The following is a 26741-nucleotide window of genomic DNA, read 5'->3' on the forward strand; positions in this document are numbered from 1 at the left end:
ATTCACCCCGGACCGGCCGGGCACCGGCACGGTGCTGCTGCTGTCGGCGGCGGGCGGGCTGCTCGACCCCCGGTTCGGGCCGGGTTCGGCGGCGGCGCACGGCGCGGACGCGGTCGCGGTGGGACTCGGGTCGGCGGCCCTGCGGTGCGACGTGGACACCGCGGCCGACCTGGCCGTGGCCGCCGCGCTGGGGTTGGGCGCGCGCACCGCGCACCGGGTCCGCGCGGCGGGGCGGGTGCGCTGATCGGCGGGTGGATTGATCAGCACGGTCGGGTGAGTGGGCTGGTCAGGATGCTGAGAGTTCACCCACGCGTTCACCTCGGAAGAGGCCATTCCGGCTCCGGTGCCGGACAATGGGGTTCGTGAGCACCGACAACCAGCACCAGGAGCCCGCGACCACCCCGACCGGCGCACCGGAGTCGACGCCGGAACCACGGGGTGTCCCCTCCGCGCCGCCCGCGGTGACGCCCGCGGCGGCCGAGACGGACCTCCCGGACGACCGCTACCTCAACCGCGAGCTGTCCTGGTTGGACTTCAACGCCCGGGTGCTGGCGCTGGCCGAGGACTCCTCGCAGCCGCTGCTGGAGCGGGCCAAGTTCCTGGCGATCTTCGCCTCGAACCTCGACGAGTTCTACATGGTCCGGGTGGCCGGGCTCAAACGGCGCAACGAGACGGGCCTGTCGGTGCGCAGCGCGGACGGCCTGACCCCGCGCGAGCAGCTCGCCTACATCTCCAAGCGCAACCAGGAGCTGGTCGAGCAGCACTCCAAGGCGTTCACCGACCGGGTGCGCCCGGCCCTGTCGGAGTGCGGCATCAAGATCTCCACCTGGTCGGAGCTGACCGAGGAGGAGCGCACCCGGCTGTCGCACTACTTCCGCGGCCAGGTGTTCCCGGTGCTGACGCCGCTGGCGGTCGACCCGGCGCACCCGTTCCCCTACATCTCCGGCCTGTCGCTGAACCTGGCCGTGACGGTGCGCGACCCGGAGGGCGGCACCGAGCGGTTCGCCAGGGTGAAGGTCCCCGACAACGTGCCGAGGCTGGTGCCGATCGACCGCAGCGCCGACGAGCAGGTGGCGATCTTCCTGCCGCTGGAGGAACTCATCGCCGCGCACCTCGGTTCGCTGTTCGCGGGCATGGAGGTCAGCGAGGTGCACGCCTTCCGGGTCACCCGCAACGCCGACCTGGAGGTCGAGGAGGACCGCGACGAGGACCTGCTGCAGGCGCTGGAGCGCGAGCTGGCGCAGCGCCGGTTCGGCCCGTCGGTGCGCCTGGAGGTCGCCGACGACATGAGCGAGCACATGCTGGAGCTGCTGCTGCGCGAGCTGGAGGTGCACCCCAACGACGTCGTGGTGGTGCGCGGCCTGCTCGACCTGACCTTCCTGTGGCAGGTCTACGGCGTGGACCGCAAGGAGTTGAAGGACCCGCCGTTCGTCCCGGCGACGCACCCGGCGTTCGGCGAGCGGGAGACGCCCAAGAGCGTGTTCGCCACCCTGCGCGAGGGCGACGTGCTGGTGCACCACCCGTACGACTCGTTCTCCACCAGCGTGCAGCGGTTCATCGAGCAGGCGGCGAGCGACCCGCACGTGCTGGCCATCAAGCAGACCCTGTACCGCACCTCCGGTGACTCCCCGATCGTGGACGCGCTGATCGACGCGGCCGAGGCGGGCAAGCAGGTGGTGGCGCTGGTGGAGCTGAAGGCGCGCTTCGACGAGCAGGCGAACATCAAGTGGGCGCGGGCGCTGGAGAAGGCGGGCGTGCACGTGGTCTACGGCCTGGTGGGCCTCAAGACGCACTGCAAGACCTCGCTGGTGGTGCGCCAGGAGGGGTCCACGATCCGCCGCTACTGCCACATCGGGACGGGCAACTACAACCCGAAGACCGCGCGCCTCTACGAGGACGTGGGCCTGCTGACCGCCGACCCGGCCGTGTGCTCGGACCTGACGGACCTGTTCAACGTGCTCACCGGGTACGCCAGGCAGGACGAGTACCGCAGCCTGCTGGTGGCGCCCTACGGCGTGCGCCGCGGGATCGTGGAGCGGATCGAGGACGAGATCGAGCACCGGCGCGCAGGCAGGCCCGCCGGGGTGCGGATCAAGGTGAACTCCCTGGTGGACGAAGGGGTCATCGACGCGCTGTACCGGGCGTCGCAGGCCGGGGTCGAGGTCGACGTGGTGGTGCGCGGGATCTGCGCGCTCAAGCCGGGCATCCCCGGGCTCAGCGACAACATCCGGGTCCGGTCGATCCTGGGCCGGTTCCTGGAGCACTCGCGGGTGTTCGTCTTCGCGGGCTGCAACGAGCACTGGATCGGCAGCGCGGACATGATGCACCGCAACCTCGACCGCCGGGTGGAGGTGCAGGTCCGGGTGAAGGACCCGAGGCTGACCAGGCAGCTCGACGAGATGTTCGACTCCGCGCTGGACCCGGCCACCCGGTGCTGGGTGCTCTCGGCCAAGGGCGACTGGGAACCCTCACCGGCGGGCGAGTCCACGGTGCGCGACCACCAGGCGCAGATGCTGGTGAAGCACCGGGCGCTCGGCTGAGCATGTCGGGGCGGATCAGCGCGGCGGGCGGCGTCCTGTGGCGGCGGGAGGACTCCGGTGCCCTCGAGGTGGCGGTGGTGCACCGGCCGCGCTACGACGACTGGAGCCTGCCCAAGGGCAAGCTGCACCGGGGTGAGACGACCTGCGCGGCGGCCGTGCGGGAAGTGGCGGAGGAGACCGGTTTCCGCGCGGTCCTGGGCGCGCACCTGTCCCGCGTCGCCTACACCGTGCCCGCCGGTGACAAGGTGGTGGACTACTTCGCCGCCCGTGCCGTGTCGGGCGCCTTCGCGGTCAACGACGAAGTGGACGACCTGCGCTGGCTGGGTGTGGCGGACGCGGCGGCGCTGCTGACCCACCCGGCCGACCGGGGGGTGCTGGCGCGCTTCACCGCCGTGGGCCAGGACGCCACGACGGTGCTGCTGGTCCGGCACGCGCACGCGGGCAAGAAGGAGCTGTGGGCGGGCCCGGACGACGAGCGGCCGCTGTCGAAGACCGGTGAGCGCCAGACCCGCGCCCTGACGCGGCTGCTGCCGCTGTTCCACCCCGATCGGGTGCACGCGGTCCCGAAGCTGCGCTGCACGGCGACGGTGGCGCCGCTGGCGGGGTTGCTGGGACTGCCCCTGACCACCGAGCCCGCACTGGCCGAGCCGAGCCACAAGCGGCACCCGGCGCGGGCGGCGGCGCGGCTGCTGGCGATCGCGGCGGCGGGCGGGACACCGGTGGTGTGCAGCCAGGGCGGGGTCATCCCGGACGTGGTGGCGGAGCTGAGCCGGGGGACGGACGTGCCCACCGACTCCCGTTGCCGCAAGGGCAGCGTCTGGGTCCTGTCGTTCACGAAAGGCCGGAAACCGCGCTTGGTCGGCGCGCATTACCTGGCCCCGTGAGCGCGGTCCGGTCGCGGGAATTGCGTGCGGACAACCCGCCGCGAGTCGCCGGTCCGGGCGGGCAGTCCGAACGGGGAGCCGGTCCGGGAGTGCCACCGGTGAGACGCGCGGTGGCCCCGGCGGAGTCCGGCGTGTGAGTGCGGCTCAGCATTTCCCGGGAGCGCGCTGTCCTTCGTTGCCAATTCGCGGGTTCACCGGATCGGTGCGGTCAATGCTGCCGGAGTGGGCCCCGGTTCCGGTTCCGGAACCGATCGCGGATGCGCGAGAGCCCCGCACGGGGGAAGCGTGCGGGGCTCTCGCGACCTGACTCCGTCCTCTCGGACGACCGCGCACCATCTACTTCTTGGTGGTGGTCTTCCGTGCCGCAGAGGTGGTCTTGCGCGCGGCGGAGGTGGTCTTCGCCGCCGCCTTGGGCGCGGCCTTGGCGGCCGGGGCGGCCTTCTTGGCCGCGGTGGCGGTGGTCTTCGCCGCCGCCGGGGTGGCCTTCTTCGCCGCGGGGGCCTTGGCCGCCGTGGTCTTGGCGGTGGTCGCCTTCGCGGTGGTCGCCTTGGCCGGGGTCGCCTTGGCCGTGGTGGCGGCCTTCGGCTTGGCCGCGGTGGCCTTCGTGGTGCGCGCCGTGGTCGCCTTGGTGGCGGTCGCGGCGGGCTTGGCGGCCGCTGCCCGGCTGCGCGTCGTGGTGGCGCGCGTGGTCGCCGCTGCGGGCTTCGCCGCCGCCGCGCGGGTGCGGGTGGTGGTGGCGGTGCCCGCCGCGCGGGTCGTGGTGGCCCGGGTGGTGGTGCCCGCCGCCGCACGCGCGGTGGTGGCCTTGGCCGCGGTGACCTTGGGCAGCTTCTTCGCGCCGCTCACGACCTCCTTGAACATCGTGCCCGCGCGGAACGCGGGGACGTTGGTCTTCTTGACCTTCACGGTCTCACCGGTGCGCGGGTTGCGCGCGGTCCGGGCGGCGCGGGCGCGCTTCTCGAACACGCCGAAGCCGGTGATGTTGACCTTCTCGCCCTTGTTGACCGTGCGGACGATCACGTCGACGAGACCGTCGACCGCAGCGCCTGCGGCCTTCTTGTCGCCCAGGCGCTCGGTGAGCGCCTCGATGAGTTGGGCCTTGTTCACCCTTCAGTCCTCCGTAAGAGAGCCACACTGCCGTTTACGACCCAAGCGAGCCGACTTCTCGCCCAAGATAGGCCGAAATGCGCGCGATTTCCACGCGACGCGCCCTGATTTTTCCTTAACTGTCCCGATCCGCATCCCTCGGGGGGTCGGATTCGGGGTTTTCGGGGGGCGTCGCGCGGGGGTCGGCGTGTGTTGTGAAGTGTCCGGGAGGAGCGGGAAGGGGCCCGGGAAGGGGCCGGATCCCCCTTCTCGACAAGGGGAATCCGGCTCCTCGATCAGGGGGTGGCGATCGGGGTCGTCACCGGCTTCCAATTGGGCCTGGCCTGCTCGAACGCGTCGATGTCGGCCTCGTGGCGCAGGGTCAGGGAGATGTCGTCGAGGCCCTCGAGCAGCCGCCAGCGGGTGTAGTCGTCCACGAAGAACCTGGCGGTGAAGTCCTTGGCGCTGACGGTCTTCTCGACCAGGTCCACCGTGACCTGCGTCCCAGGCTCGGTTTCGAGCAGCTTCCAGAGCTGCTCGACGTCGGACTGCTCGCACTCGGCGGCCACGAGCCCCTGCTTGCCCGCGTTGCCGCGGAAGATGTCGGCGAACCGGGCGGAGACGACCACCCGGAAGCCGTAGTCCGACAGCGCCCAGACGGCGTGCTCGCGGGAGGACCCGGTGCCGAAGTCGGGCCCGGCGACGAGGACGCTGCCCGCCCGGTAGGGCTCCCGGTTGAGCACGAAGTGCTCGTCGGAGCGCCAGGCGGCGAACAGGCCGTCCTCGAAGCCGGTGCGGGTCACCCGCTTGAGGTAGACCGCCGGGATGATCTGGTCGGTGTCCACGTTGGACCTGCGCAGGGGCACCCCGACGCCGGTGTGGGTGGTGAACGGCTCCATGGTCGCTTCCCCTCAGTTCCGGTCGTCGCCGCTGGTCGCGGCGCCGACGAGGTCGTCGGACAGGTCTTCCGGGGACGACAGCGTCCCGCGTACGGCGGTGGCCGCCGCCACCAGCGGCGACACCAGGTGGGTGCGCCCGCCCTTGCCCTGCCTGCCCTCGAAGTTGCGGTTCGATGTGGACGCGCTGCGCTCCCCGGGGGCGAGCTGGTCCGGGTTCATGCCCAGGCACATGGAGCAGCCCGCCTGCCGCCACTCGGCGCCCGCGGCCAGGAACACCGCGTCCAGGCCCTCGGACTCGGCCTGCGCGCGGACCCGCATCGAGCCGGGCACCACGAGCATCCGCACGCCCTCGGCGACCCGCCTGCCGCGGATGACGTCGGCGGCGGCGCGCAGGTCCTCGATCCGGCCGTTGGTGCAGGAGCCGAGGAAGACGGTGTCGACGCCGATCTCGCGCAGCGGGGTGCCGGGCGCCAGGTCCATGTACGCCAGGGCCTTCTCCGCGGCGACGCGCTCGTTCTCGTCGGCGATCAGCTCCGGGTCCGGGACGGTCGCCGACAGCGGCAGGCCCTGGCCGGGGTTGGTGCCCCAGGTGACGAACGGCGTCAGCGACGCGGCGTCGACGACCACCTCGGCGTCGAAGGTCGCGTCGTCGTCGGTGCGCAGCTCGCGCCAGGAGGCCACGGCGGCGTCCCAGTCGGCGCCCTGCGGCGCGTGCGGGCGACCCTTGAGGTATTCGAACGTGGTCTCGTCCGGCGCGATCATCCCGGCCCTGGCGCCCGCCTCGATGGACATGTTGCACACGGTCATCCGGGCTTCCATCGACAGCTTCTCGATGGCCGGGCCGCGGTACTCCAGGACGTAGCCCTGGCCGCCGCCGGTGCCGATCTTGGCGATGACGGCGAGGATCACGTCCTTGGCGGTGACGCCGGGGCGCAGTTCGCCGGTGACGGTGATCGCCATGGTCTTGAACGGGCGCAGCGGCAGCGTCTGCGTGGCCATCACGTGCTCGACCTCGGAGGTGCCGATGCCGAACGCCAGCGCGCCGAACGCGCCGTGGGTGGAGGTGTGGCTGTCGCCGCACACCACCGTCATGCCCGGCTGGGTGAGGCCGAGCTGCGGGCCGACCACGTGCACGATGCCCTGCTCGACGTCGCCCATCGGGTGCAGCCGCACGCCGAACTCCGCGCAGTTGCGGCGGAGCGTGTCCACCTGCGTGCGCGAGACCGGGTCAGCGATCGGGAGATCGATCCCGATGGTCGGGACGTTGTGGTCCTCGGTCGCTATCGTCAGGTCCGGCCTGCGCACGGGACGCCCGGCGAGCCGCAGGCCGTCGAACGCCTGCGGGCTGGTCACCTCGTGCACGAGGTGCAGGTCGATGTAGAGCAGGTCCGGTTCGGCGCCGTCGCCGCGGCGCACCACGTGCTGGTCCCACACCTTCTCAGCGAGCGTTTTGCCCATCGCTCATCACCATCAGCTTCCCGGTCGTACTTGGATCAGACTGGACTTCCCACATGACGGGAAAGTAGTATCGAGACGTGGGACAGCATAGCGGCATCGGAGTTCTGGACAAGGCAATGGCCGTTCTGCAGGCCGTGGCGAAGGAACCCTGCGGCCTGGCGGAGTTGTGCGCGAAGACGGGCCTGCCCCGGGCGACGGCGCACCGCCTGGCGGTGGGGCTCGAGGTGCACCGCCTGCTGCGCAGGGGAACCGACGGCAGGTGGCGTCCCGGCGCGGCACTGGCGGAGCTGGCGGGCGGCGCCACCGACCCCCTCCTCGACGCGGCAACAGCGGTACTCCCAAGACTTCGCGACCGCACAGGGGAGAGCGTCCAGCTCTACCGCCGAGACGGCCTGCACCGAATCTGCGTCTGCTCCGCCGAACCCCCCAGCGGCCTGCGGGACACGGTCCCCATCGGCACCCGCCTCCCGATGACAGCGGGTTCAGGGGCAAAAGTCCTCGCAGCCTGGTCCGACCCCGCAACCCAGCGCAGCCTCCTGGCAGACGCGGTCTTCGGCGAACGAGCACTGCTGGAGGTCCGCAGGAGAGGCTGGGCCCAAAGCGTCGCAGAACGCGAGCCAGGCGTAGCCAGCGTCTCCGCCCCCGTGAGGGACGCCTCCGGCACAGTAGTGGCAGCGATCTCCGTCTCCGGCCCCATAGACCGCATGGGCCGCCGCCCCGGCGCCCGCTGGGCAGCAGACCTCCTGGCCGCCGCCGACGCCCTCCAAAACCGCCTCTAGCCCCCGCCACCGATTGCGGAGACTCCCCGGGGCGGGGCTCGTTGGGTGGATTGTGTTCTTCGGGGCCCCTACGAAGAAAGCATGCCCGGTGCGCGTGAGTGGACGAAGGGATGCCCACCGTCGCGGGTCGGCTTTGCATGCTTTCTTCTCCCCCAAAGAACACAATCCACCCCAACGAGCACTCCCACCCGGTCACCCCAGGCACACGGACGAAGCCCAACCAAAGCCACCCCAACCACAACCACAACCACAACCACGCTGGTTCAGGAACCCACCGCACCGTGGGGGTCCGGGGGGTCGCCCCCCGGGTAGACACGCGAAAGGGGCCCTTCATCAGCGTCTTTCCAGCTGATGAAGGGCCCCAAACCCTGTAGCCCCGACGGGATTCGAACCCGCGCTACCGCCTTGAGAGGGCGGCGTCCTAGGCCGCTAGACGACGGGGCCCTAGAACAAACTTCTACATCTTGTTCTGTTTTGCTGGGAGAGACCTTAGCAGACTCGCTTCGGTGCTCTACCGCTGGGGTACCAGGACTCGAACCTAGACTAACTGAACCAGAATCAGTCGTGCTGCCAATTACACCATACCCCAATGGCATTCGGTTCCGGCCTCCGAGAGCTACCCGGTGGCCTGTCCCTCTTGCCGGAGAAGATGTTAGACCACAGCCCCCTCCGGAGTGAAATCGGGGGTCAGCTCCGGGGATCGGGGACGGTGGATCCGCTGGTCACGGCCGGTGTGCGGTACTCGCTGACGAGCAGTGCGGGCAGGTCGGCGAGGGAGTCGAGGACGGGCACGCCGACGTCCGGGTCGGGGTCGTCGGCCCGGTGCCCGCCCCCGGTGCCGCCGGGGGCCGGGCGGTCGAGCCAGACGCCGTGCAGGCCCGCGTCGCGGGCGGCGTGGGCGTCGAGGTCGAGCCGGTCGCCGATGTGGAGGGTCTCCTCGGGGGCCGCGCCGAGGTGTTCGCAGGCGGCGTGGAAGATCTGCGGGTCCGGTTTGGCCGCGCCGATCGCGGCGGGGCTGAGCACGGCGTCGAAGAAGCGGCCCAGGCCCAGGTCGGCGAGGCGGGCGCGCTGGTGCGGGCCGGAGGCGTTGGTGACGGCGCCGATCTTCAGTCCCGCGGCGCGCAGCCAGTCCAGGCAGGGGACGGTGTCGGGGAACAGCCGCCACGCGCCGCGCATCTGGGCCAGGCGGCGGTCTTCGAGGACCGCCACCGCCTCGTCGTCCACCAGGGCGCCGAGGTCGGCCAGGAACGCCTTGGTGCGCGCCCTGCGCATGGTGTCGTAGTCGTACTCCCCCGCGACGACCCTGGCGTGGTGTTCGTCGGTGACCCGCTGCCAGGCGCTCCACATGTCGTCGCGGCCGATGAGGCGGTGCAGGGCTTTCCTGGCGGAGCCGGTGAAGTCGATCAGCGTGTCGTCGATGTCCAGGCACACGGCGGTGATCCTGGGCGGTTCGGCGTGGGGCGCTCGCGCCCGCCGTTCGGGGGCGGCGGTGGCCGTCCGGGCGGACGGGTGGGGTGCGAGCGGTGTTCTCATTACGCGAGGCTAGGTGCCGCGCCGGGGTCCGCGATTCGTCTGGCCGGGTGGTGTTGCGGCTTCTGACACGGTCAAGCGCGGAGGTCCCGCGACAGCCGGGAAAAGACTATCGCGGGACCTCCGGATCGCGTTACCCGTTCCCCACTAGGGAAGCGCTTTGCGCAACCGCCCCATGGTGCGCTCGCGGCCGAGCAGTTCCATGGACTCGTACAGCGGCGGGGACACGGTCCGCCCGGTCACGGCCACGCGCACCGGCGCGAACGCCTTGCGCGGCTTGAGTCCCAGACCGTCGATCAAGGCCGTTTTGAGCGCTTCCTCGATGGCCGGGGTGGTCCACTCGGACAGTGCGTCCAGCGCGGTGATGCTCGCGGTGAGCACCGGTTCGGCGTCCGGGCCGAGGTTCTTCGCCGCGGCGTCGGCCTCGGGGGTGAACTCCGCGTCGTCGGCGAACAGGAAGCCGACCATGCCCGCGGCGTCGGAGAGCACGACCAGCCGCTCCTGCACCAGCGGCGCGATGGTGTCCACAGTGGCCACCTGGTCGGCCGTGGGTTCGGCGGGCAGGACGCCCGCGGCGCTCAGGTACGGCAGCACGCGGCGGACGAAGTCGTCCTTGCCCAGGGCGCGCAGGTGCTCGGCGTTGATCGCCTCGGCCTTCTTCAGGTCGAAGCGGGCCGGGTTGGCGCTGACCCGGCCGATGTCGAACGCCTCGACCATCTCCGCCATGGAGAAGATGTCGCGGTCCTCGGCGATCGACCAGCCCAGCAGCGCCAGGTAGTTGAGCATCCCCTCGGGGACGAACCCGCGCTCGCGGTAGGCGAACAGGTTCGACTGCGGGTCGCGCTTGGACAGCTTCTTGTTGCCCTCGCCGCGGACCAGGGGCATGTGCCCGAAGTGCGGGGTGAATTCGGCCACACCGACGCGCTGCAACGCCTCGTAGAGCGCGATCTGGCGGGGGGTCGAGGGCAGCAGGTCCTCGCCGCGGAGCACGTGGGTGATCCGCATGAGGGCGTCGTCGACCGGGTTGACCAGGGTGTAGAGCGGCTGGCCGTTGGCGCGCACCAGGACCGGGTCGGGCACGCTGCCCGCCGGGAAGCTGATGTCGCCGCGGACGAGGTCGGTGAAGGCGATGGCCCGGTCGGGCATCCGCAGCCGCAGCACGGGTTCGCGGCCGTCGGCGCGGAAGGCGGCGCGCTGCTCGTCGGTGAGGTCGCGGTCGTGGTTGTCGTAGCCCAGCTTGGGGTCCTGGCCCGCGGCCTTGCGCCGCGCCTCGACCTCCTCGTTGCTGGAGTAGGACTCGTACAGCTCACCGGCTTCGGTGAGCTTGGCGATGACCTCGGCGTAGGAGTCCGCGCGCAGGCTCTGCCGGTACGGGCCGTACTCGCCACCGACCTCGGGACCCTCGTCCCAGTCGATGCCGAGCCAGCGCAGGCCGTCGAGGATCGCCGCGTAGCTCTCCTCGGAGTCGCGGGCCGCGTCGGTGTCCTCGATGCGGAAGACCAGCTTGCCGCCCGCGTGCCGGGCGAAGGCCCAGTTGAACAGGGCGGTGCGGATGAGCCCGACGTGCGGGGTGCCGGTCGGTGACGGGCAGAAGCGGGCTCGGACTGGGGTGGTGGCGTCTGGGGTGCTCATAGCCTGATCAGCGTATCCCTGCCGATCCGCCTTGACCTCGCCGGAGGCTGGGTGCACAGTTATTCAACGAGCGTTGAAAACGGAGAGGGGAGAAGCCATGACCGACACAGACGTCCTCGTGGTCGGGGGCGGTCCGGCCGGGATGGTCACGGGGCTGCTGCTGGCCAGGGCGGGGATCGCGGTGACCGTGCTGGAGAAGCACGCGGACTTCCTGCGCGACTTCCGCGGCGACACCGTGCACCCGCCGACCCTGGACCTGATCGACGCGCTGGGCCTGGGCGAGGCGTTCCGGCGGATCCCGCAGAGCCGCATCGAGGAGGTGGAGGTGCCCTTCTCCGGCGGGGTCGCCAGGGTGGCCGACCTGCGCTCGCTGCCGGGGCCGAACAACTTCATCGCCATGGTCCCGCAGTGGGACCTGCTCGACCTGCTGGCCGCCGCCGGGAAGCGGGAGCCGACGTTCGCGCTGCGGATGAACACCGCCGCCACCGGCCTGCTCCGCGACGGCGACCGGGTCACCGGTGTCACCTACCGCACCAGCGACGGGGGGACCGGCGAACTGCGCGCCAGGCTGACCATCGCCTGCGACGGCCGCTCCTCGGTGCTGCGCGACGCCGCGCTGCTGCCGAAGAAGCGCTACCCCACCCCGATGGACGTGTGGTGGTTCCGCCTGCCCCGCCACGACACCGACCCGTGCGGCATCGTCCCGCTGATCAGCGACCGGCGCTCGACCGTGCTGATCGACCGCCGGGAGTACTGGCAGGCCGCGACCCTCATCCCCAAGGGGTCCGACGCGAGCGCCCGCCGGGGCGAGGTGTCGGCGGTCCTGCGCGACGTGGTGGCGGTGGCGCCGTGGCTGGCGGACCGGGCGGGCGCGCTGGGCTCCTGGGACGAGGTGAAGACCCTCGACGTGCAGCTCGACCGGCTGACCCGCTGGCACCGCGACGGCCTGCTGTGCCTGGGCGACGCGGCGCACGCGATGTCGCCGCTGGGCGGGGTGGGCATCAACCTGGCGGTGCAGGACGCCATCGCCGCGGCCCGGCTGCTGGCCGGTCCGCTGGCGCGCGGGCGGGTCACGGAGGCCGACCTGGCGCGGGTCCGGTACCGCAGGCTGCTGCCGACGGTGCTCATCCAGGGCCTGCAACGGCTCCTGCACCGCAACGCGATCGCGCCCGCGCTGGCCGGGCGGGTGGAGATCGCGCGGTCGACCACGCTGCCGCTGCCGATCCGGCTCATCCGGCGCTTCCCGGTGCTCAACCGCGTCCCGGCGCAGGTGATCGGGCGCGGGGTGCTCAGCGAGCCGGTGCCGGACTTCGCCCGCCGGTGACCGGCGGGCGGCCGATCCCCCGCCCGCGCGGGGGATCGGCCCGCGGGCTCAGCGGTTGACGACCGGGTTGGTCAGGGTGCCCAGGCCGGTGATGGACACCGAGACCGTCTGCCCGTCCACGATCTGCCCCACGCCCGCGGGCGTGCCGGTGAGGATCACGTCACCGGGCAGCAGGGTCATCACCTTCGAGATCCACTCGACCAGCTCGGGCACCCCGTGCAGCAGGAACGCCGTGGAGGAGTCCTGCTTCACCTCGCCGTCGACCGTGGTCTTGAGGTCGAGGTCGCTGGGGTCGAGCTGGGTCTCGATCCACGGACCCAGCGGGCAGAACGTGTCGTGCCCCTTGGCCCGGGTCCACTGCCCGTCGTGCTGCTGCTGGTCGCGGGCGGTGACGTCGTTGGCGATCGTGTAGCCGAGGATGACGCCCTTGGCCCTGGCGGCGGGCACGTCGCGGCAGGGCTGGCCGATGACCAGCGCCAGCTCGCCCTCGAAGTCCACACGGGACGAGTCCCTGGGCAGCCTGATGGCCGCCCCGGGGCCGACCACGGTGGTCGAGGGCTTCATGAAGATCACCGGGTCGGCCGGGGCCTCACCGCCCATCTCCCTGGCGTGGTCGGCGTAGTTCTTGCCGACGCAGACCACCTTGGTGGGCAGGATGGGCGCGAGCAGCCGGGTGTCGGCCAGCGGCCACCGGCGCCCGGTGAACTCGGGGGTGCCGAACGGGTGCTCGGCGATCTCCGCGGCGACCTGGTCTTTCCCCTCGCCCTCGATCGAGACGAACGCGACACCTGCTGGATGGGCAATTCGAGCGATACGCACGGCACCCACACTAGAACGGGGTCAGCGCTCGATCGGGGTCAGGCTCTGCTTGGCCAGCAGGTAGCCGGGCAGGGCCCGCTCGTAGGCCGCCGCCGAACCGGCCTCCACCGAGACGACCAGGGTGCGCAGCGGCGTGGCCACGGCGAACGCCCGCCCGCGCGCGCCGCCGTCCGGGCGGGCGAAGGTCAGCTCCACGCCCGTCCCCTGGCCCACTGTGGACTCGCGGTAGGTCGGCTCGGCGATGGTCCCCTCGCCCTGGACGAACCGCTCCAGCGCCCCGCGCGGGGTGCTGCCCGGCTCACCGCCGACCCACACCCGCAGCCGCCCGGCGTCCGAGCTGACCGCGCAGTCGGCGGCCAACCCGTCGCGGGACTCCCCGTCCCCCGCCGCGGCCGTCCAGCCCGCGGCGACGTCGAAGGCGAACGGCAGCGGGCACGCCCCCGGCATCCCGACCCGGGACACCGCGTCCGCCGGTTTCACCCGATCGAGCCACGCGTCCGCGGCGGGCGCCGAGGTCGGCGGCGGCGCCGCGGGCTCCTGCTCCGACCCGCCCCCCGCGCACCCGGCCACCGAAACCAGCACCACCGCACCGACGAGTAGAACCCGCACGCCGACCGCCTCCTCCTGCTCGGGGGCGGCCTACCCGCGCAGGCCGCCCGCGCCGACCCCGGACCGGACCCGCATCGCCTTGTGCGCGAGCGCGTCGCAGAGGGCCAGCCAGCTCGCCTCCACGATGTTGCCGTGCACACCCACCGTGGTCCACTCGAGCTCGCGGTCCGAGGACTGCACCAACACCCGGGTGACGGCATCGGTGCCGGGTTGGGTTGCACGCGACGCCCCGGTCAGGATGCGCACCTTGTAGTCGGTCAGCTCCACCTCGTCCACCCAGGGCAGGTGCGGCACCAGCGCCCGGCGCAGCGCCGCGTCCAGGGCGTGCACCGGCCCGTTGCCCTCGGCGGTGGCGATCACCCGGTGCCCGGCCACGTGCACCTTCACCGTCGCCTCGGACACCACCTCGCCGTCGAGCCGGTGGTCCAGGATCACCCGGTAGGACTCCAGCTCGAACGGGTGGCCGGTGGCGGGGGCGTCCGGGTCGACGACCGCGATCTCCCCGCGCAGCAGCAGCTCCAGGGAGGCGTCGGCGGCCTCGAACGACCACCCGCGCGACTCCAGGTCCTTCACCTTCCGCAGCGCGCTGTCCACCGCCTCCGGCCTGCCCACCAGGTCGACGCCCAGCTCGTGGCCCTTGAGCTCCAGGCTCGCCCGCCCGGCCATCTCGGTGACCAGCACGCGCATGTCGTTGCCGACGACGGTCGGGTCGATGTGGTTGTAGAGCAGCGGGTCGACCTTGATCGCGCTGGCGTGCAGGCCCGCCTTGTGCGCGAACGTCGAGTGCCCCACGTACGCCTGGTGGGTGTTCGGCGCGATGTTCGCCAGTTCGGCCAGGGCGTGCGAGACGCGCGTCAGGTCGGCGAGCTTCCCCTCCGGCAGCACGTCCATCTTGAGCTTCACGGCCAGGTTCCCGATCACCGGGAACAGGTCGGCGTTACCGGCCCGCTCCCCGTAACCGTTGGCCGTGCACTGCACGTGCGTGGCCCCCGCCTGCACCGCGGCGACGCTGTTGGCCACCGCGCACCCGGTGTCGTCCTGGCAGTGGATGCCCACCCGGAACCCGGTCCGCGCGATCACCTCCCGCACCGTCTCGGCCAACCCCAGCGGCAACTGCCCCCCGTTCGTGTCGCACAGCACCACCACGTCGGCCCCCGCCTCGAACCCGGCGGTCAGCACCCGCAGGGACGTGTCCGGGTCGAACGCGTACCCGTCGAAGAAGTGCTCGGCGTCGAGGAACACCCGCCGCCCCTCCCCCACCAGGAACGCCACGGTGTCGCGCACCATCTCCGCCGCCTCGGCCACGTCGGTCCGCAGCGCCCGCTCGATGTGCCTGCGGTCGGACTTCGCCACCAGCGTCACCACCGGCGCCTGCGACGCCACCAGCGCCTGCACCTGCGGGTCCTTCGCGGCGGTGCTCCCCGCCCGCCGGGTCGACCCGAACGCCACCAGCGCGGCGTGCTGCAACTGGAGTTCCCCGGCCGCGGCCCTGGCGAAGAACTCGGTGTCCTTCGGCATAGCCCCCGGCCACCCGCCCTCGATGAACCCCACCCCCAACCCGTCCACCAACCGGGCGACGGCCAACTTGTCGGCCACCGAGTAGGAAATCCCCTCCCGCTGGGCCCCGTCGCGCAGAGTGGTGTCGTACACGTGGAAGGAGTCGCCGAGCGGGGTTCCGGCCGGAGTCGTGCGGGTCACGGGATCGCTCCTCGTCGAGGGGTTCACAGAGTGGACAAACAAAAAGACCCCCCGCCACATGCGAGAGGTCTGCGCGCCGGTGCTCCGTCGTGCGGAGTCAGCCGACGCGCTCGTCGATAATGATCAGGGCGGAGTGAGCCACGGTCCGATGGTGGCACATCTCCCGGCCGGGTACCAACTCGCGGACTCCGCTTCCCATCCCCTGGACGGTGGACAACTTCGGCTCACCTGGCCGCTCCCGTCGGTGGGCGCGGGTCGGCGGGAAGTCGGGGACTGCTCCACGCTGCCTGTGGACAACCCCTGGTCGGTCTGCGGTTCTTGTCGGCGCCCCGTGCTGGGGTTGATTCGGGGGCTGCTCAGCACGGTTCAGCCGCGTGCGGGGTGGCTGCCGGTTCGGACCCGGGAACGGCGAAGGCCCGCTCCGGGTGGGAGCGGGCCCTCGCGGTGGTGCGGTGGCCGGGTCAGCCGGTGCGGACGTTCGAGGACACCAGGGCCGCGAGGCGGTCCCCGATGGCGAAGGTGCCGCCGGGGGAGTTGTGGTCGCGGGTGGCGAGGTCGAAGGCGACCGAGGCCTCGATGCGGCGGGCCGACTCGTGCTCGCCGAGGTGGTCGAGGAGCAGGGCGACGGACAGGACGGCCGCCGTGGGGTCGGCGATGCCCTGGCCCGCGATGTCCGGGGCGCTGCCGTGGACCGGCTCGAACATGCTCGGGTTGCGGCGGGTGATGTCGAGGTTGCCGCTGGCCGCCAAGCCGATGCCGCCGGTGACGGCCGCCGCGAGGTCGGTGAGGATGTCGCCGAACAGGTTGTCGGTGACGATCACGTCGAAGCGGCCGGGGTCGGTGACCATGTGGATGGTGGTGGCGTCCACGTGCTGGTAGGCGACGGTGACGTCCGGGTGCTGCAACGACACCTCCTCCACCACGCGCGACCACAGCGAACCCGCGTGCGTGAGCACGTTGGTCTTGTGGACCAGGGTCAGGTGCTTGCGGGGGCGGGCCGCCGCGCGGGTGAACGCGTCGCGGACGACGCGCTCGACGCCGAAGGAGGTGTTGACGCTGACCTCGGTGGCGATCTCGTGCGGGGTGTCCTTGCGGAGCAGGCCGCCGTTGCCCGCGTACAGGCCCTCGGTGCCCTCCCGGACGACGATCATGTCGATCTCGCCGGGGTCGGCGATGGGGCTCTTCACCCCCGGGTACAGCCGGGCCGGGCGGAGGTTGACGTGGTGGTCGAGCTCGAAGCGCAGCCGCAGCAGCAGCCCGCGCTCCAGGATGCCGCTGGGGACCGACGGGTCCCCCACCGCACCGAGCAGGATGGCGTCGTGGTCCCGCAGCTCACCGAGGACGGACTCCGGCAGCAGCTCACCAGTCGCGTGCCACCTCGCCGCGCCCAGGTCGTAGCGGGTGATCTCGGCGGTCGGTATGACCTCGCCCAGCACCTTCAGTGCCTCGGCGATCACTTCCGGCCCGATCCCGTCACCTGGGATCACCGCGAGCCGCATGCACACACCTCCCGGGGTATCGGCCCGAACTGTCAGGGCCTGGTAGTCGAACGAAGGCTACCGGGAAGCCGCCCGGATGCCGCATCGCGCCACCTGTTCGGGTGGTTTCGAGATGCCTTCTGAGCCGATATAGGACACGAACGGTGCCCAGAAGGGTTGTCAACCAACCGATCCGGGCACCGTTCGCCAATTCCGCCGCGTCCCAACCCGTGGACGGGTGGAGCGGTCGACTCAGCCGAAGTCGATGGCCCGCACGATGCTCGCCCCGACCGAGGCGCCGATCGACTCCAGCACCGACGGGTCGACCGCGCGGTCCACCCGCAGCAGCATGACGGCGTCGGAGCCCTGCGCGGTCTGGCTGATCTGCGCGGCGTCGATGTTGATGCCGGACTCGCCCAGCAGGGTGCCGACCGCGCCCATCACGCCCGGGCGCTCGGCGTACTCCAGCAGCAGCACGTCGCCCTCGGCGCGCAGGTCGAACGCGCGGCCGTGCACCTCCACCAGCTTCTGCACCTGGTCCAGGCCGGACAGGGTGCCGCTGACGGTCACCACCGACCCGTCGGCGTACGCGCCGCGCAGGGTCACCACGCTGCGGTGGTTGGCGCTCTCGGTCTCGGTGGCGACCTCCACGGCCACGCCCCGGGTCTCGGCGATCTGCAGGGCGTTCACGAACGTCACCTGGTCCTCGACGATCCCGGTGAACACCCCGCGCAGCGCGGCCAGCGACAGCACCGACACGTCCTCGGAGGACAGCTCGCCGCGCACCAGCACGGTGATCGCGGTGGGGGCCTTGCTGCCCAGCGCGGTCAGCACGGTGCCCAGCTTCTGCGTCAGCGGCAGGTACGGGCGCACCTCCTCGCCGACGACGCCACCGGCCACGTTGACCGCGTCCGGGACGAAGTCGCCGCGCAGCGCCAGCCGCACCGAGTGGGCGACGTCGGTGCCCGCCCGGTCCTGCGCCTCGGCGGTGGAGGCACCCAGGTGCGGGGTCACCACGATCCCGGGGACGCCGAACAGCGGCGACTCGGTGGTGGGCTCCTTGGTGTAGACGTCGATGCCCGCGCCGCCGACCTGGCCGGAGCGCACCGCGTCGGCCAGGGCCTGCTCGTCGATGAGGCCGCCGCGCGCGGCGTTGACGATGATGACGCCCTTCTTGGTCAGCGCGAGCTTCTCGGCGCTGATCAGCCCCTTGGTCTCCGGGGTCTTGGGCAGGTGCACGGAGATGAAGTCGGCCCTGGCCAGCAGGTCGTCCAGCTCCACCAGCTCGATGCCGAGCTGGGCGGCGCGCGCGGGCGAGGCGTACGGGTCGTAGGCGATCAGGGTGGTGCCGAACGCGGCGAGGCGCTGCGCGAACAACTGCCCGATCTTGCCCAGGCCGACGACGCCCACGGTCTTGCCGGACACCTCGACCCCGGAGAACGAGCTGCGCTTCCACTGACCCTCCTGCAGGGTCTGGTGCGCGGCCGGGATCTGCCGGGCGGTGGCCAGCAGCAGCGCCACCGCGTGCTCGGCGGCCGAGACGATGTTCGACGTCGGCGCGTTCACCACCAGCACACCGCGATCGGTGGCGGCGGGCACCTCGACGTTGTCGAGGCCGACACCCGCGCGGGCGACGACCTTCAGGGTGTCACTGGCCTTGAGCACCTCGGCGTCGACCTGGGTCGCGGAGCGCACGAGCAGCGCGTCGGCGGAGGCCACGGCCTCGAGGAGGGCGGGGCGGTCAGTGCCGTCGACGTGGCGGACCTCGAACTCGTCGCCGAAGACGTCCAGCACGGACGGCGCGAGCTTCTCGGCGATGAGGACGACGGGGCGGCTCGTAGTTGTCACGCGGGCTCCTGTGCTGACAGCATTTTTGGGTGCGGTTACCACTCTGTAACCACAGGGAGTCTAGGCCGGTCACTGAACCGTTCCACCGCAGGGTGAGCCACGAGACACGTCATTCCCCGATGACGGGCGGCGCGGTGAAGTCGGCGTTGCCGAACATCTCGTCGTCATCGCCCTCCACCAGGTACGCGGGCCTGCTCCGGCGCGTCTCCACCGCGGGACCCGGATCGGCCTCCGCCGCGTCCTGCCGGACCGGCACGGGGGTCGTACCGGTGATGCCGACACCGGAACCCGCCGGACCGAAGCCGCCAGGGCCGAAGGACGTCACCGGGGGCGGCGGCGGGAGGGTGGAGATGACGGCGGGGGGCGGGAGGACGCGGGGCGGCGGGGCCGGGCGGGGGGCCGGGCGAGACGGTTGGGGCGGGGCGGGGCGCGACTGGGCGGGGTTGGGTGGGGTGCGCTGCGCGCCGGTCGGTTGCGCGGAACCACCGGGTCGCGGGGGGTGCTGCTGCGCGGGCCTGCCGGGTGGGGGCGCGGGTTGACGCGGCTGCGCGGACCTGCCGGGCTGGGGCCGCTGCGCGGTTCCGCTGGGCTGAGGTGCGGACTGGTGCGGCAGCGGGACGGCGCCGGACTGCGACGAAGGCTGGTGGGGCTGCGCGGGCCCACCCGGCCGGGGCGGGGAGTGGTGCGCAGACGCGGCCCGGCCCGGCTGAGGCGCGGGCTGATGCGGCTGCGCAACCCCACCGGGCTGGGGCGCGGGCTGCTGCGGCTGCGCAACCCCACCGGGCTGGGGCGCGGGCTGCTGCGCAGTCCCGCCCGGCTGCGGTGGGGGTTGGGGGGATTGCACGGCTCCGCTGGGCTGGGGTGGGCGTGCGGTGCCGGTGGATTGCGGTGGGGGTTGGTGCTGCGCGGTTCGGCCGGGCCGCGGTGGGGTCGGGGGCGGGCCGGTGGGCCTTCCGGGTGTGGGACGTTGACCGGACTGTTGCTGGGGTTCCGGCCGGGGCGGGGGTTGGTTGCCCGGGGGTTGGTTGCCCGCGCTCTGCTGTGCGGGGTTCCGCTGTTCGAGGCGCTGATTTGGGGAGTCCTGCCGCCCTGATGGCACTTGGTGCGCCGGGTTCACCCGGTCTGGACTCCGCGGCGAAGCACCCGGTTGGCCGGGGTGCTGCCGGGGGTCCTGCTGGGGCATGCCTCGGTGCGCGTGGTCCTGCTGCGCGGGGGTCGGCCTGCCGGGATTCGGCCATGGCGGCGCGGGCTGCGCCGGGTTGGGGTTGCCGGGGCTGGGGTTGCCGGGGCTGGGGTTGCCGGGGTTTTGGCGCGGCGGGTTCTGCCTTCCCGGGTTCTGCCTTCCCGGGTTCCGCTGCCCGGCGCTGTGCGGGCCTGTGTTCTGCCGAGGCGAGCTGGGGTCGGGTGGGAAGCCCGGTGAGGCGGGAGGGTGTTCGCCTTGGCGTTGTTGCGGACCGGGGCCGTGGTGGAGGGGGTCGCGGCGGTCCGGGTTGTGGTGGAGGCCGGTTCGTTGCGCGGGGGGCTGCTGCGACGGGTTTCGCTGTTCCTGGGGCTGCTGCGGGGTGTTCTGCGAACCGGGGGGCTGGTGCGGGTTTTGCCATCCGGGGCCCTGGTGGGGTGGATTCTGCTGCGCGCGGGACGGGGGCGCGGCGGTACCCGGTTGCGCGGGGAAGCCCTGTGGCACAGGGGGTCTGGGCTGTCGCGGGCGTCGGGGGTCCGGGGCGGGGAGGAGAAGTTCGCCTGAGAAGGACGGGTCTGCGTGGGTGGGCCCAGGTGTGGGGGGATCGGCGGGAGGTGCTGCGGGGAGGTCCTCCGGCAGCGTCCACACCGACGCCGCTGTGGGCCGCGGGGGTTCAGGGGGACTCGGGATGTCCGAGGGCGGTGCCGGGGGCGGGGTGGATGCCGGTGACGCGGTGCTCGGCTCGGCGCCGGGACGCGGGTCGGGGGCGTCGGCGGGGCGGTCCGGGTGCGCGGTGGACGCGGCGAGTGGGGACTCGTTCGGTGGTGGCCCGAACGGTTCGGCGGGGGTGTGCGGTGCCTCGCCGGGTGAGCCGGGCCTCGGGGTCGACGCCATTCCCGGTCCCTGGGTGGGCAGCGGGGCAGCCGGTTTCCCGGATGTCGCGACCGGGGTCGGCCGGACACCCGCGGCCACCGGCTCCGCGACGGGAAAGGGAGGGGCGAGGAGGCTGGGGTCCGGGCGCCGACCCGCCGCCGTCGCGGCCACGGTGATCACCTCGCCGGGCAGCGGCACGACAACGGACGCCACGACGGTCCCGGCACCGGCAAGCCCATCGGCACCCTGCGGCGCGGCGAACGCGCCTGCGATCCCGCGCGCCGCAGCAGGCGGATCGGCTGCGGGCGGACGAGACACCGCTGCCTGCGCCTCACCCGACCCGGCGCCAACCCCCGCAGCAGACGCCGCACCTGGCGAGCCGACTACGAGCGGACGAGACACCGCCAACGCCTCGCCTGCCCCGGCGCCAGCCCCCGCAGCGGGCGCCGTATCGGGCGAGCCGACTACGAGCGGACGGGACGGCGCCAACGCCTCGCCTGCCCCGGTGCCGGTCCCCGCGGCGGGCGCCGCGCTCGGCGACGGAAGCCTCGCCTCGCTCGGCTCCGGGGCCGCTTGGGCGGGCCCGGTCGGAGCGGTGTCCGGGTTCGCACCCGCAGCCGAGGTGGGGATCGAACCCGCGGTTGCAGCCGCGCCGGAATCGGCTGCCGGGCTCCCGATGGCGTTCGGGGTGGCGCCGGAACCAGCACCCGCGGCCGAACCTGCGACAGCGGCGGAAGCGGTACCGGAACCCGCCACCTCGCCGCCGACAGCGGGCGGAGCGGCAGCGGGCGGAGCAGCAGCGGGCGGAGCAGCAGCGGAATCCGGAGCCCGGGTTCCCGCGGCGGCCGGAACCGCGCCGGAACTCGGGGGCGGGCTCGCAACCGCATCAGCATCCGCAGCCGGGCTCGCAACCGCGGCACCGGGACCCGCGGCGGGGTCGGGCGCCGGGGCCGTGGTGTGCGGTGGGACCGGCAGGTGCCCGGAGGTCGCCGCCGACCCGGGTTCCGGGCCGGAGGGCGCCCCGGGCGTCGGGCCGGAGGACGCCGCGGGTGCCGGACCGGGTGCGGCTGACGGCTCCCGGGCGTGGTCCGGCCTGCTCGCGGCCACTTCCTCGGGTGTCAGCCACACCGGGCGTTCAGTCCCCACCTGCCAGTTCCCCCAAACCTGCTCCCCCGGTGCTCACCAGGGCTCGTCGAACTCCCCCGCCTTGGCGCCCGCCACGAAGGCGTCCCACTCCGACTCGGTGAACACCAGGACCGTGTCGTCCGGGCCGGTGAACTTCGAGTTGCGCATGGCGATGTAGGTCTTGCCGTCCGTGTGCGGGACGAAGGCGATCTCGACGTACTCGCCGTCGGGGTCGGCGTCGGGTTCGGCGGCTCGCTGCCAGTCTGCCCTGGTCAGGTCCAGCCTGCCGCGGACCTCGGCCTTGTCGTCGTAGATCGGGGCGCTGTCCATCACCGTCTCCTCAAGCTCCGTGTCGGGGGTCAGGTATACCGTTCGCGGTTGGCCGTCACCCGGGTGGGGACGTGTCGCTGGCGGGGGTGTGCGGTTGCGCTCAGTAGCGTACGACGGGTGACCTCCTACTACGGTCGATATCTGCGCGGCGAGCACGTCACCGTGTGGGCCGAGCTGCGGGCGCTCGGTCCGGTGCCGGACGACCTGCTGGAGGACGCCGCCGCCGTGGCGGAGGAGACGATGGTGCGGGTGTCGCAGCACGTCTCCCGGCTCGCGGCCGCCCTGCCGGAACTCGGCTGGGTGTCCTCCGATCGTATGGTGCGGCCGCACCAGCCGCCCACGGATTCGGACGACGCGCTGGTCGACTCGCTGGTGGAGCGGGTGGGCGGGTTGCCGCTGTCGCTGGAGGCGTGCCTGCGGCACGTGGGCGAGGTGTGGTTCGCCGGGGACTGCGACCTGCTGTTCCTCACCTACCACCAGGAGCCCGCGCCGACGACGGTGCCGCCCGGACCGGACTTCCCCGACCCGCTGTGCCTGGGCAACGCCTACCACCTGGCCTACGAGCTGGAGCAGCTCGGCCGGGACGACGAGCTGACCTTCCCGCTGGCCCCGGACGAGTTGCACAAGGCGAACCTCAGCGGCGGCACGCACGACGTGCGGCTGCCGTCCCTGCACGCCGACGTCGAGCTGCACGGGGTGGCGGGGCGGCCGGGGATCACCCTGGTGGAGTACCTGCGCGAGTCGATCGCCTGGGGCGGGTTCCCCGGGTGGTCGTTCAAGCCGGAGCTGGCCCCGGAGGCCCTGATCACCCTGCGCACGCAGCCGGACTTCTGACCGGGACGGCGGAGGGGGCCGCGGCGTCACCGCCGCGGCCCCCTCCCCGGTCGAGACCCGTCAGGCGGTCTCGGTGATCGGCCGGTCGACCCAGGACATCAGGCCGCGCAGCTTCTTGCCGGTCTCCTCGATCGGGTGGGCCTCGCCCTCCTGCTGGAGCCTGCGGTAGTTCTCGCGGCCGTTCTCGTCCTCGGCCACCCACTCGCGGGCGAAGGTGCCGTCCTGGATCTCGCCCAGGATCTTCTTCATCTCCTCCTTGACCGCGGGGGTGATGACGCGCGGGCCGCGGGTGAGGTCGCCGTACTCGGCGGTGTCGGAGATGGAGTAGCGCTGGCGGGCGATGCCGCCCTCGTACATCAGGTCGACGATGAGCTTGAGCTCGTGCAGGACCTCGAAGTAGGCGATCTCGGGGGCGTAGCCCGCCTCGGTCAGCACCTCGAAGCCGGTCTGCACCAGGGCGGACGCGCCGCCGCAGAGCACCGCCTGCTCGCCGAAGAGGTCGGTCTCGGTCTCCTCGGTGAAGGTGGTCTTGATGACGCCCGCGCGGGCGCCGCCGATGGCCGCCGCGTAGGACAGGGCCAGCGCCTGCGCGCCGCCGGTGGCGTCCTGGTGCACGGCGATGAGCGCGGGGACGCCCTTGCCGTCGACGAACTGGCGGCGGACCAGGTGGCCCGGGCCCTTGGGGGCGACCATGGCCACGTCCACGCCCGCCGGGGGCTTGATCAGGTCGTAGCGGATGTTGAAGCCGTGGCCGAAGAACAGCGCGTCGCCGTCCTTGAGGTTGGGCTCGATGTCGTCGGTGTAGATGAAGCGCTGCTTGGTGTCGGGCGCCAGGACCATGATCAGGTCGGCCTCGGCCGACGCCTCGGCCGGGGTGAGCACGCGCAGCCCCTGCTCCTCGGCCTTGGCCTTGGACTTGGACCCCTCGGGCAGGCCGATCCGGACGTCGACGCCGGAGTCGCGCAGGCTCAGCGCGTGGGCGTGGCCCTGGCTGCCGTAACCGATGACGGCCACCTTGCGCCCCTGGATGATGCTCAGGTCGGCGTCGGCGTCGTAGAAGATCTCGACGGACATGGTGCTCAGTACTTCCCTTCGGTGGAACTCGCGAGAAAACAGGGGGTCTAGCGGACCGCTGTCGCGGTGATGGAGCGCGGGCCGCGGCCGATGGCGACCATGCCGGACTGCACCATCTCGCGCACCCCGTAGGGCTCCAGCATCCGCAGCAGCGCCTCGATCTTGTCGTGGGTGCCGGTGGCCTCGATGGTCAGCGCCTCCGGGGACACGTCGACGACCTTGGCCCGGAAGAGCTGCACGGTCTCCAGCACCTGGCTGCGCACGGTGGCGTCGGCCCGGACCTTGACCAGCAGCAGTTCGCGCTGCACGGCGATCGCGGGCTCCAGCTCGACGATCTTGATGACGTTGACCAGCTTGTTGAGCTGCTTGGTGACCTGCTCCAGCGGCAGCTCCTCGACCGCGACCACGATCGTCATCCTGGACACGTCCGGGTGCTCGGTCGGGCCGACGGCCAGCGACTCGATGTTGAACCCGCGCCGGGAGAACAGGCCCGAGACGCGGGCGAGCACGCCGGGCTTGTTCTCGACCAGGACGCTCAGGGTGTGGGTGCTCATGCGCTCTCTCCGCTTTCAAGCTTCGGGCGATCGGGGTCCGCCGACGCGGGTCGGGCGGGGGTGGACCTGCTCACTCGTCGAACAGGGGGCGGATGCCCCGGGCGGCCATGATCTCGGAGTTGCCGGTGCCGGAGGCGACCATCGGCCACACCTGGGCGTCCTTGCCGACCACGAAGTCGATCACGACCGGGCGGTCGTTGATCTCCATGGCCCGCTGGATGACCGAGTCGACGTCGTCCTTGGTCTCGCAGCGCAGCCCGGCGCAGCCCAGCGCCTCGGCGAGCAGGGTGAAGTCGGGGATGCGGTGCTTGTGCGTGCCCAGGTCGGTCTGGGAGTAGCGCTCCGAGTAGAACAGGTTCTGCCACTGCCGGACCATGCCCAGGTTGCCGTTGTTGATGACGGCGACCTTGATCGGGGCGCCCTCGATGGCGCAGGTGGCCAGCTCCTGGTTGGTCATCTGGAAGCAGCCGTCGCCGTCGATGGCCCACACCACCGCGTCCGGGCGGCCGAACTTGGCGCCCATGGCGGCGGGCACCGAGTAGCCCATGGTGCCCAGGCCGCCGGAGTTGAGCCAGGTGCGCGGGTTCTCGTAGCGGATGTGCTGGGCGGCCCACATCTGGTGCTGGCCGACGCCCGCGGTGTAGACGGCGTCCGGCCCGGCGATGGCGCCGATGCGCTCGATGACGTACTGCGGCGACAGGGTGCCGTCCTCCGGCCACTCGTAGCCCAGCGGGAACGTGCGGCGCCACTCGTCGATGGTGGCCCACCACGGCGCCAGGTCCTGGGCGGGTTCGGCCTCGGCCTGCACCGCGGTGATCAGCTCGGTGATGATCTCCTTGCAGTCGCCCACGATCGGCACGTCGGCGCGGCGGTTCTTGGAGATCTCGGCCGGGTCGATGTCGGCGTGCACGACCTGCGCGCCGGGGGCGAAGCTGTCCAGCGCGCCGGTGACCCGGTCGTCGAAGCGGGCGCCGAGGGCGATCAGCAGGTCGGAGGACTGCATGGCGCCGACGGCGGGGACGGTGCCGTGCATGCCGGGCATGCCCAGGTTCTGCCGGTGCGAGTCGGGGAACGCGCCGCGGGCCATCAGCGTGGTGACGACCGGGATGCCGGTCAGCTCGGCCAGCTCCAGCAGCTCCGGGGATGCCCCGGCCTTGATGACGCCGCCGCCGACGTAGAGGACCGGGCGCTTGGCGGCGCGGATGAGCTTGGCGGCCTCGCGGACCTGCTTGCCGTGCGGGCGGGTGGTGGGCCGGTAGCCGGGCAGCCGCAGCTCCGGCGGCCAGGAGAAGGAGGTCATCTCCTGCAGGACGTCCTTGGGGATGTCCACCAGGACCGGGCCGGGGCGACCGGTCTTGGCCAGGTGGAACGCCTCGGCGATCGTGCGCGGGATGTCCGCGGGGTCGGTGACGAGGAAGTTGTGCTTGGTGACCGGCATGGTGATGCCGCAGATGTCGGCTTCCTGGAAGGCGTCGGTGCCGATGAGCGCGCGGGTCTGCTGGCCGGTGATGGCCACGATCGGGACCGAGTCCATGTTGGCGTCGGCCAGCGGGGTGACCAGGTTCGTCGCGCCGGGCCCGGAGGTGGCCATGCAGACGCCGACCTTGCCGGTGGCCTGGGCGTAGCCGGTGGCTGCGTGCCCGGCGCCCTGCTCGTGGCGGACCAGCACGTGCCGGACCTTGGTGGAGTCCAGCAGCGGGTCGTACGCCGGGAGGATGGTGCCGCCGGGGATGCCGAAGACGATCTCGGCGCCCACCGCCTCAAGGGACCGGACGAGCGACTGCGCCCCGGTGACCCGCACCGGGGTGCCGGTCGGCGGCGCGGGCTTGGGTCGGGGGGCGTGCGCGGTGGCGGGGTTCGCCGCGGCCGGGCTGGGCCGAGAAGTTGCGCTGGTCATCGGTTCTGCCTCGTGGGTTCGTGGTTCCAGTGGGCGGTGCGGGGGCGGTCGTCGGTCGGGTGGGGCGGCTCTGGGCACGAAAAAACCCCCGTCGACCTCAAAGGTCGCACGAGGGTCGCGCGTTCGATGCTGAGTCGGCTTCCGTCAGCGGCGAACGCGCGGCGGAAGTACGAGAATGGACTGAGCAGGCACGTCGGGGACGTTAGTTCGTTCGCAGTAGAGCGTCAACTCTGCGAGACGCGTGTCTCGGATGTTGGACCGCGTCCTGGGACGCGCGCGGACCCGGGCGC

The 26741-nt window shown here is 72.3% G+C and carries 20 protein-coding genes, 2 tRNA genes and 1 pseudogene; 6 read left to right on the plus strand and 17 right to left on the minus strand.

Annotated features, from left to right (window positions below):
* From L6E12_RS27110 to L6E12_RS27120, 3 genes and pseudogenes are all read left to right on the plus strand, one after another.
* Positions 1 to 244, plus strand: a pseudogene (locus L6E12_RS27110) (2-phospho-L-lactate guanylyltransferase); the annotation flags it as partial.
* Positions 245 to 353: 109 nt separating this feature from the next.
* A complete protein-coding gene (locus L6E12_RS27115) occupies positions 354 to 2540 on the plus strand; it encodes an RNA degradosome polyphosphate kinase (RefSeq protein ID WP_236230759.1) in 2187 nt (728 codons plus the stop codon).
* 2 nt (positions 2541 to 2542) lie between these two features.
* Positions 2543 to 3424, plus strand: coding sequence for an NUDIX hydrolase (locus tag L6E12_RS27120; RefSeq protein WP_236230760.1), 882 nt, complete (start codon positions 2543 to 2545; stop codon positions 3422 to 3424).
* Between the two features lie 336 nt (positions 3425 to 3760).
* Here L6E12_RS27120 and L6E12_RS27125 read toward each other — a convergent pair whose 3' ends face one another.
* From L6E12_RS27125 to leuC, 3 genes are all read right to left on the minus strand, one after another.
* Entirely contained in the window at positions 3761 to 4531 is a 771-nt protein-coding gene (locus tag L6E12_RS27125; protein ID WP_236230761.1) for an HU family DNA-binding protein, read from the minus strand.
* Positions 4532 to 4806: 275 nt separating this feature from the next.
* Positions 4807 to 5409 (minus strand): 3-isopropylmalate dehydratase small subunit, encoded by a 603-nt coding sequence (gene leuD, locus L6E12_RS27130; protein WP_035281325.1) that lies wholly within the window; start codon positions 5407 to 5409, stop codon positions 4807 to 4809.
* A 12-nt stretch (positions 5410 to 5421) separates the two neighbouring features.
* Positions 5422 to 6867: a 3-isopropylmalate dehydratase large subunit gene (gene leuC / locus L6E12_RS27135; protein ID WP_236230762.1), complete on the minus strand. Its 1446-nt coding sequence runs from the start codon at positions 6865 to 6867 to the stop codon at positions 5422 to 5424.
* 77 nt (positions 6868 to 6944) lie between these two features.
* Between leuC and L6E12_RS27140 the strand changes: the two genes are divergently transcribed.
* Positions 6945 to 7646 carry an IclR family transcriptional regulator gene (locus tag L6E12_RS27140; protein WP_181400161.1) on the plus strand — a complete coding sequence of 234 codons (702 nt, stop codon included), beginning with the start codon at positions 6945 to 6947 and terminating at the stop codon, positions 7644 to 7646.
* Between the two features lie 371 nt (positions 7647 to 8017).
* Here L6E12_RS27140 and L6E12_RS27145 read toward each other — a convergent pair.
* From L6E12_RS27145 to gltX, 4 genes are all read right to left on the minus strand, one after another.
* A tRNA-Glu gene (locus L6E12_RS27145) sits at positions 8018 to 8090 on the minus strand.
* 73 nt (positions 8091 to 8163) lie between these two features.
* A tRNA-Gln gene (locus L6E12_RS27150) sits at positions 8164 to 8235 on the minus strand.
* Between the two features lie 98 nt (positions 8236 to 8333).
* Positions 8334 to 9179, minus strand: a complete 846-nt coding sequence (locus tag L6E12_RS27155) for an HAD family hydrolase (RefSeq protein WP_236230763.1) — start codon at positions 9177 to 9179, stop codon at positions 8334 to 8336.
* Between the two features lie 144 nt (positions 9180 to 9323).
* Positions 9324 to 10808 carry a glutamate--tRNA ligase gene (gltX, locus tag L6E12_RS27160; RefSeq protein WP_236230764.1) on the minus strand — a complete coding sequence of 495 codons (1485 nt, stop codon included), beginning with the start codon at positions 10806 to 10808 and terminating at the stop codon, positions 9324 to 9326.
* 97 nt (positions 10809 to 10905) lie between these two features.
* On the opposite strand from gltX, the gene L6E12_RS27165 reads away from it, so the two are divergent.
* On the plus strand, positions 10906 to 12132 hold the full coding sequence (locus L6E12_RS27165) for an FAD-dependent oxidoreductase (protein WP_236230765.1): 1227 nt from the start codon (positions 10906 to 10908) through the stop codon (positions 12130 to 12132).
* A gap of 48 nt (positions 12133 to 12180) precedes the next feature.
* On the opposite strand, the gene L6E12_RS27170 is transcribed toward L6E12_RS27165, so the two are convergent.
* The 7 genes from L6E12_RS27170 to L6E12_RS27200 all read right to left on the minus strand — a co-directional run bounded on the left by L6E12_RS27170 (position 12181) and on the right by L6E12_RS27200 (position 22092).
* Positions 12181 to 12951 carry a fumarylacetoacetate hydrolase family protein gene (locus L6E12_RS27170; RefSeq protein WP_236230766.1) on the minus strand — a complete coding sequence of 257 codons (771 nt, stop codon included), beginning with the start codon at positions 12949 to 12951 and terminating at the stop codon, positions 12181 to 12183.
* Positions 12952 to 12972: 21 nt separating this feature from the next.
* Entirely contained in the window at positions 12973 to 13560 is a 588-nt protein-coding gene (locus tag L6E12_RS27175) for a lipoprotein (protein WP_236230767.1), read from the minus strand.
* 30 nt (positions 13561 to 13590) lie between these two features.
* Positions 13591 to 15258, minus strand: a complete 1668-nt coding sequence (gene cimA / locus L6E12_RS27180; protein WP_236230768.1) for a citramalate synthase — start codon at positions 15256 to 15258, stop codon at positions 13591 to 13593.
* Positions 15259 to 15719: 461 nt separating this feature from the next.
* Positions 15720 to 16757, minus strand: coding sequence for a 3-isopropylmalate dehydrogenase (locus L6E12_RS27185; protein WP_035277901.1), 1038 nt, complete (start codon positions 16755 to 16757; stop codon positions 15720 to 15722).
* Positions 16758 to 16988: 231 nt separating this feature from the next.
* Complete coding sequence (gene serA, locus L6E12_RS27190; protein ID WP_236230769.1) at positions 16989 to 18584, minus strand: phosphoglycerate dehydrogenase; 1596 nt, start codon at positions 18582 to 18584, stop codon at positions 16989 to 16991.
* Between the two features lie 109 nt (positions 18585 to 18693).
* Positions 18694 to 18909 carry a hypothetical protein gene (locus L6E12_RS27195; RefSeq protein ID WP_236230770.1) on the minus strand — a complete coding sequence of 72 codons (216 nt, stop codon included), beginning with the start codon at positions 18907 to 18909 and terminating at the stop codon, positions 18694 to 18696.
* Between the two features lie 2907 nt (positions 18910 to 21816).
* Positions 21817 to 22092 (minus strand): DUF397 domain-containing protein, encoded by a 276-nt coding sequence (locus L6E12_RS27200; RefSeq protein WP_236230771.1) that lies wholly within the window; start codon positions 22090 to 22092, stop codon positions 21817 to 21819.
* 117 nt (positions 22093 to 22209) lie between these two features.
* Here L6E12_RS27200 and L6E12_RS27205 point away from each other — a divergent pair, with 117 nt between their 5' ends.
* Positions 22210 to 22926 (plus strand): hypothetical protein, encoded by a 717-nt coding sequence (locus L6E12_RS27205; RefSeq protein ID WP_236230772.1) that lies wholly within the window; start codon positions 22210 to 22212, stop codon positions 22924 to 22926.
* Positions 22927 to 22986: 60 nt separating this feature from the next.
* On the opposite strand, the gene ilvC is transcribed toward L6E12_RS27205, so the two are convergent.
* The 3 genes from ilvC to L6E12_RS27220 form a co-directional block, all read right to left on the minus strand.
* Positions 22987 to 24000: a ketol-acid reductoisomerase gene (gene ilvC, locus L6E12_RS27210; protein ID WP_236230773.1), complete on the minus strand. Its 1014-nt coding sequence runs from the start codon at positions 23998 to 24000 to the stop codon at positions 22987 to 22989.
* Between the two features lie 47 nt (positions 24001 to 24047).
* Complete coding sequence (gene ilvN, locus L6E12_RS27215) at positions 24048 to 24554, minus strand: acetolactate synthase small subunit (protein WP_236230774.1); 507 nt, start codon at positions 24552 to 24554, stop codon at positions 24048 to 24050.
* Positions 24555 to 24624: 70 nt separating this feature from the next.
* On the minus strand, positions 24625 to 26451 hold the full coding sequence (locus L6E12_RS27220; RefSeq protein ID WP_236230775.1) for an acetolactate synthase large subunit: 1827 nt from the start codon (positions 26449 to 26451) through the stop codon (positions 24625 to 24627).
* Positions 26452 to 26741: the final 290 nt, after the last annotated feature.

This window comes from Actinokineospora sp. PR83, from assembly GCF_021056305.1.
GTDB classification, from domain to species: domain Bacteria; phylum Actinomycetota; class Actinomycetes; order Mycobacteriales; family Pseudonocardiaceae; genus Actinokineospora; species Actinokineospora spheciospongiae.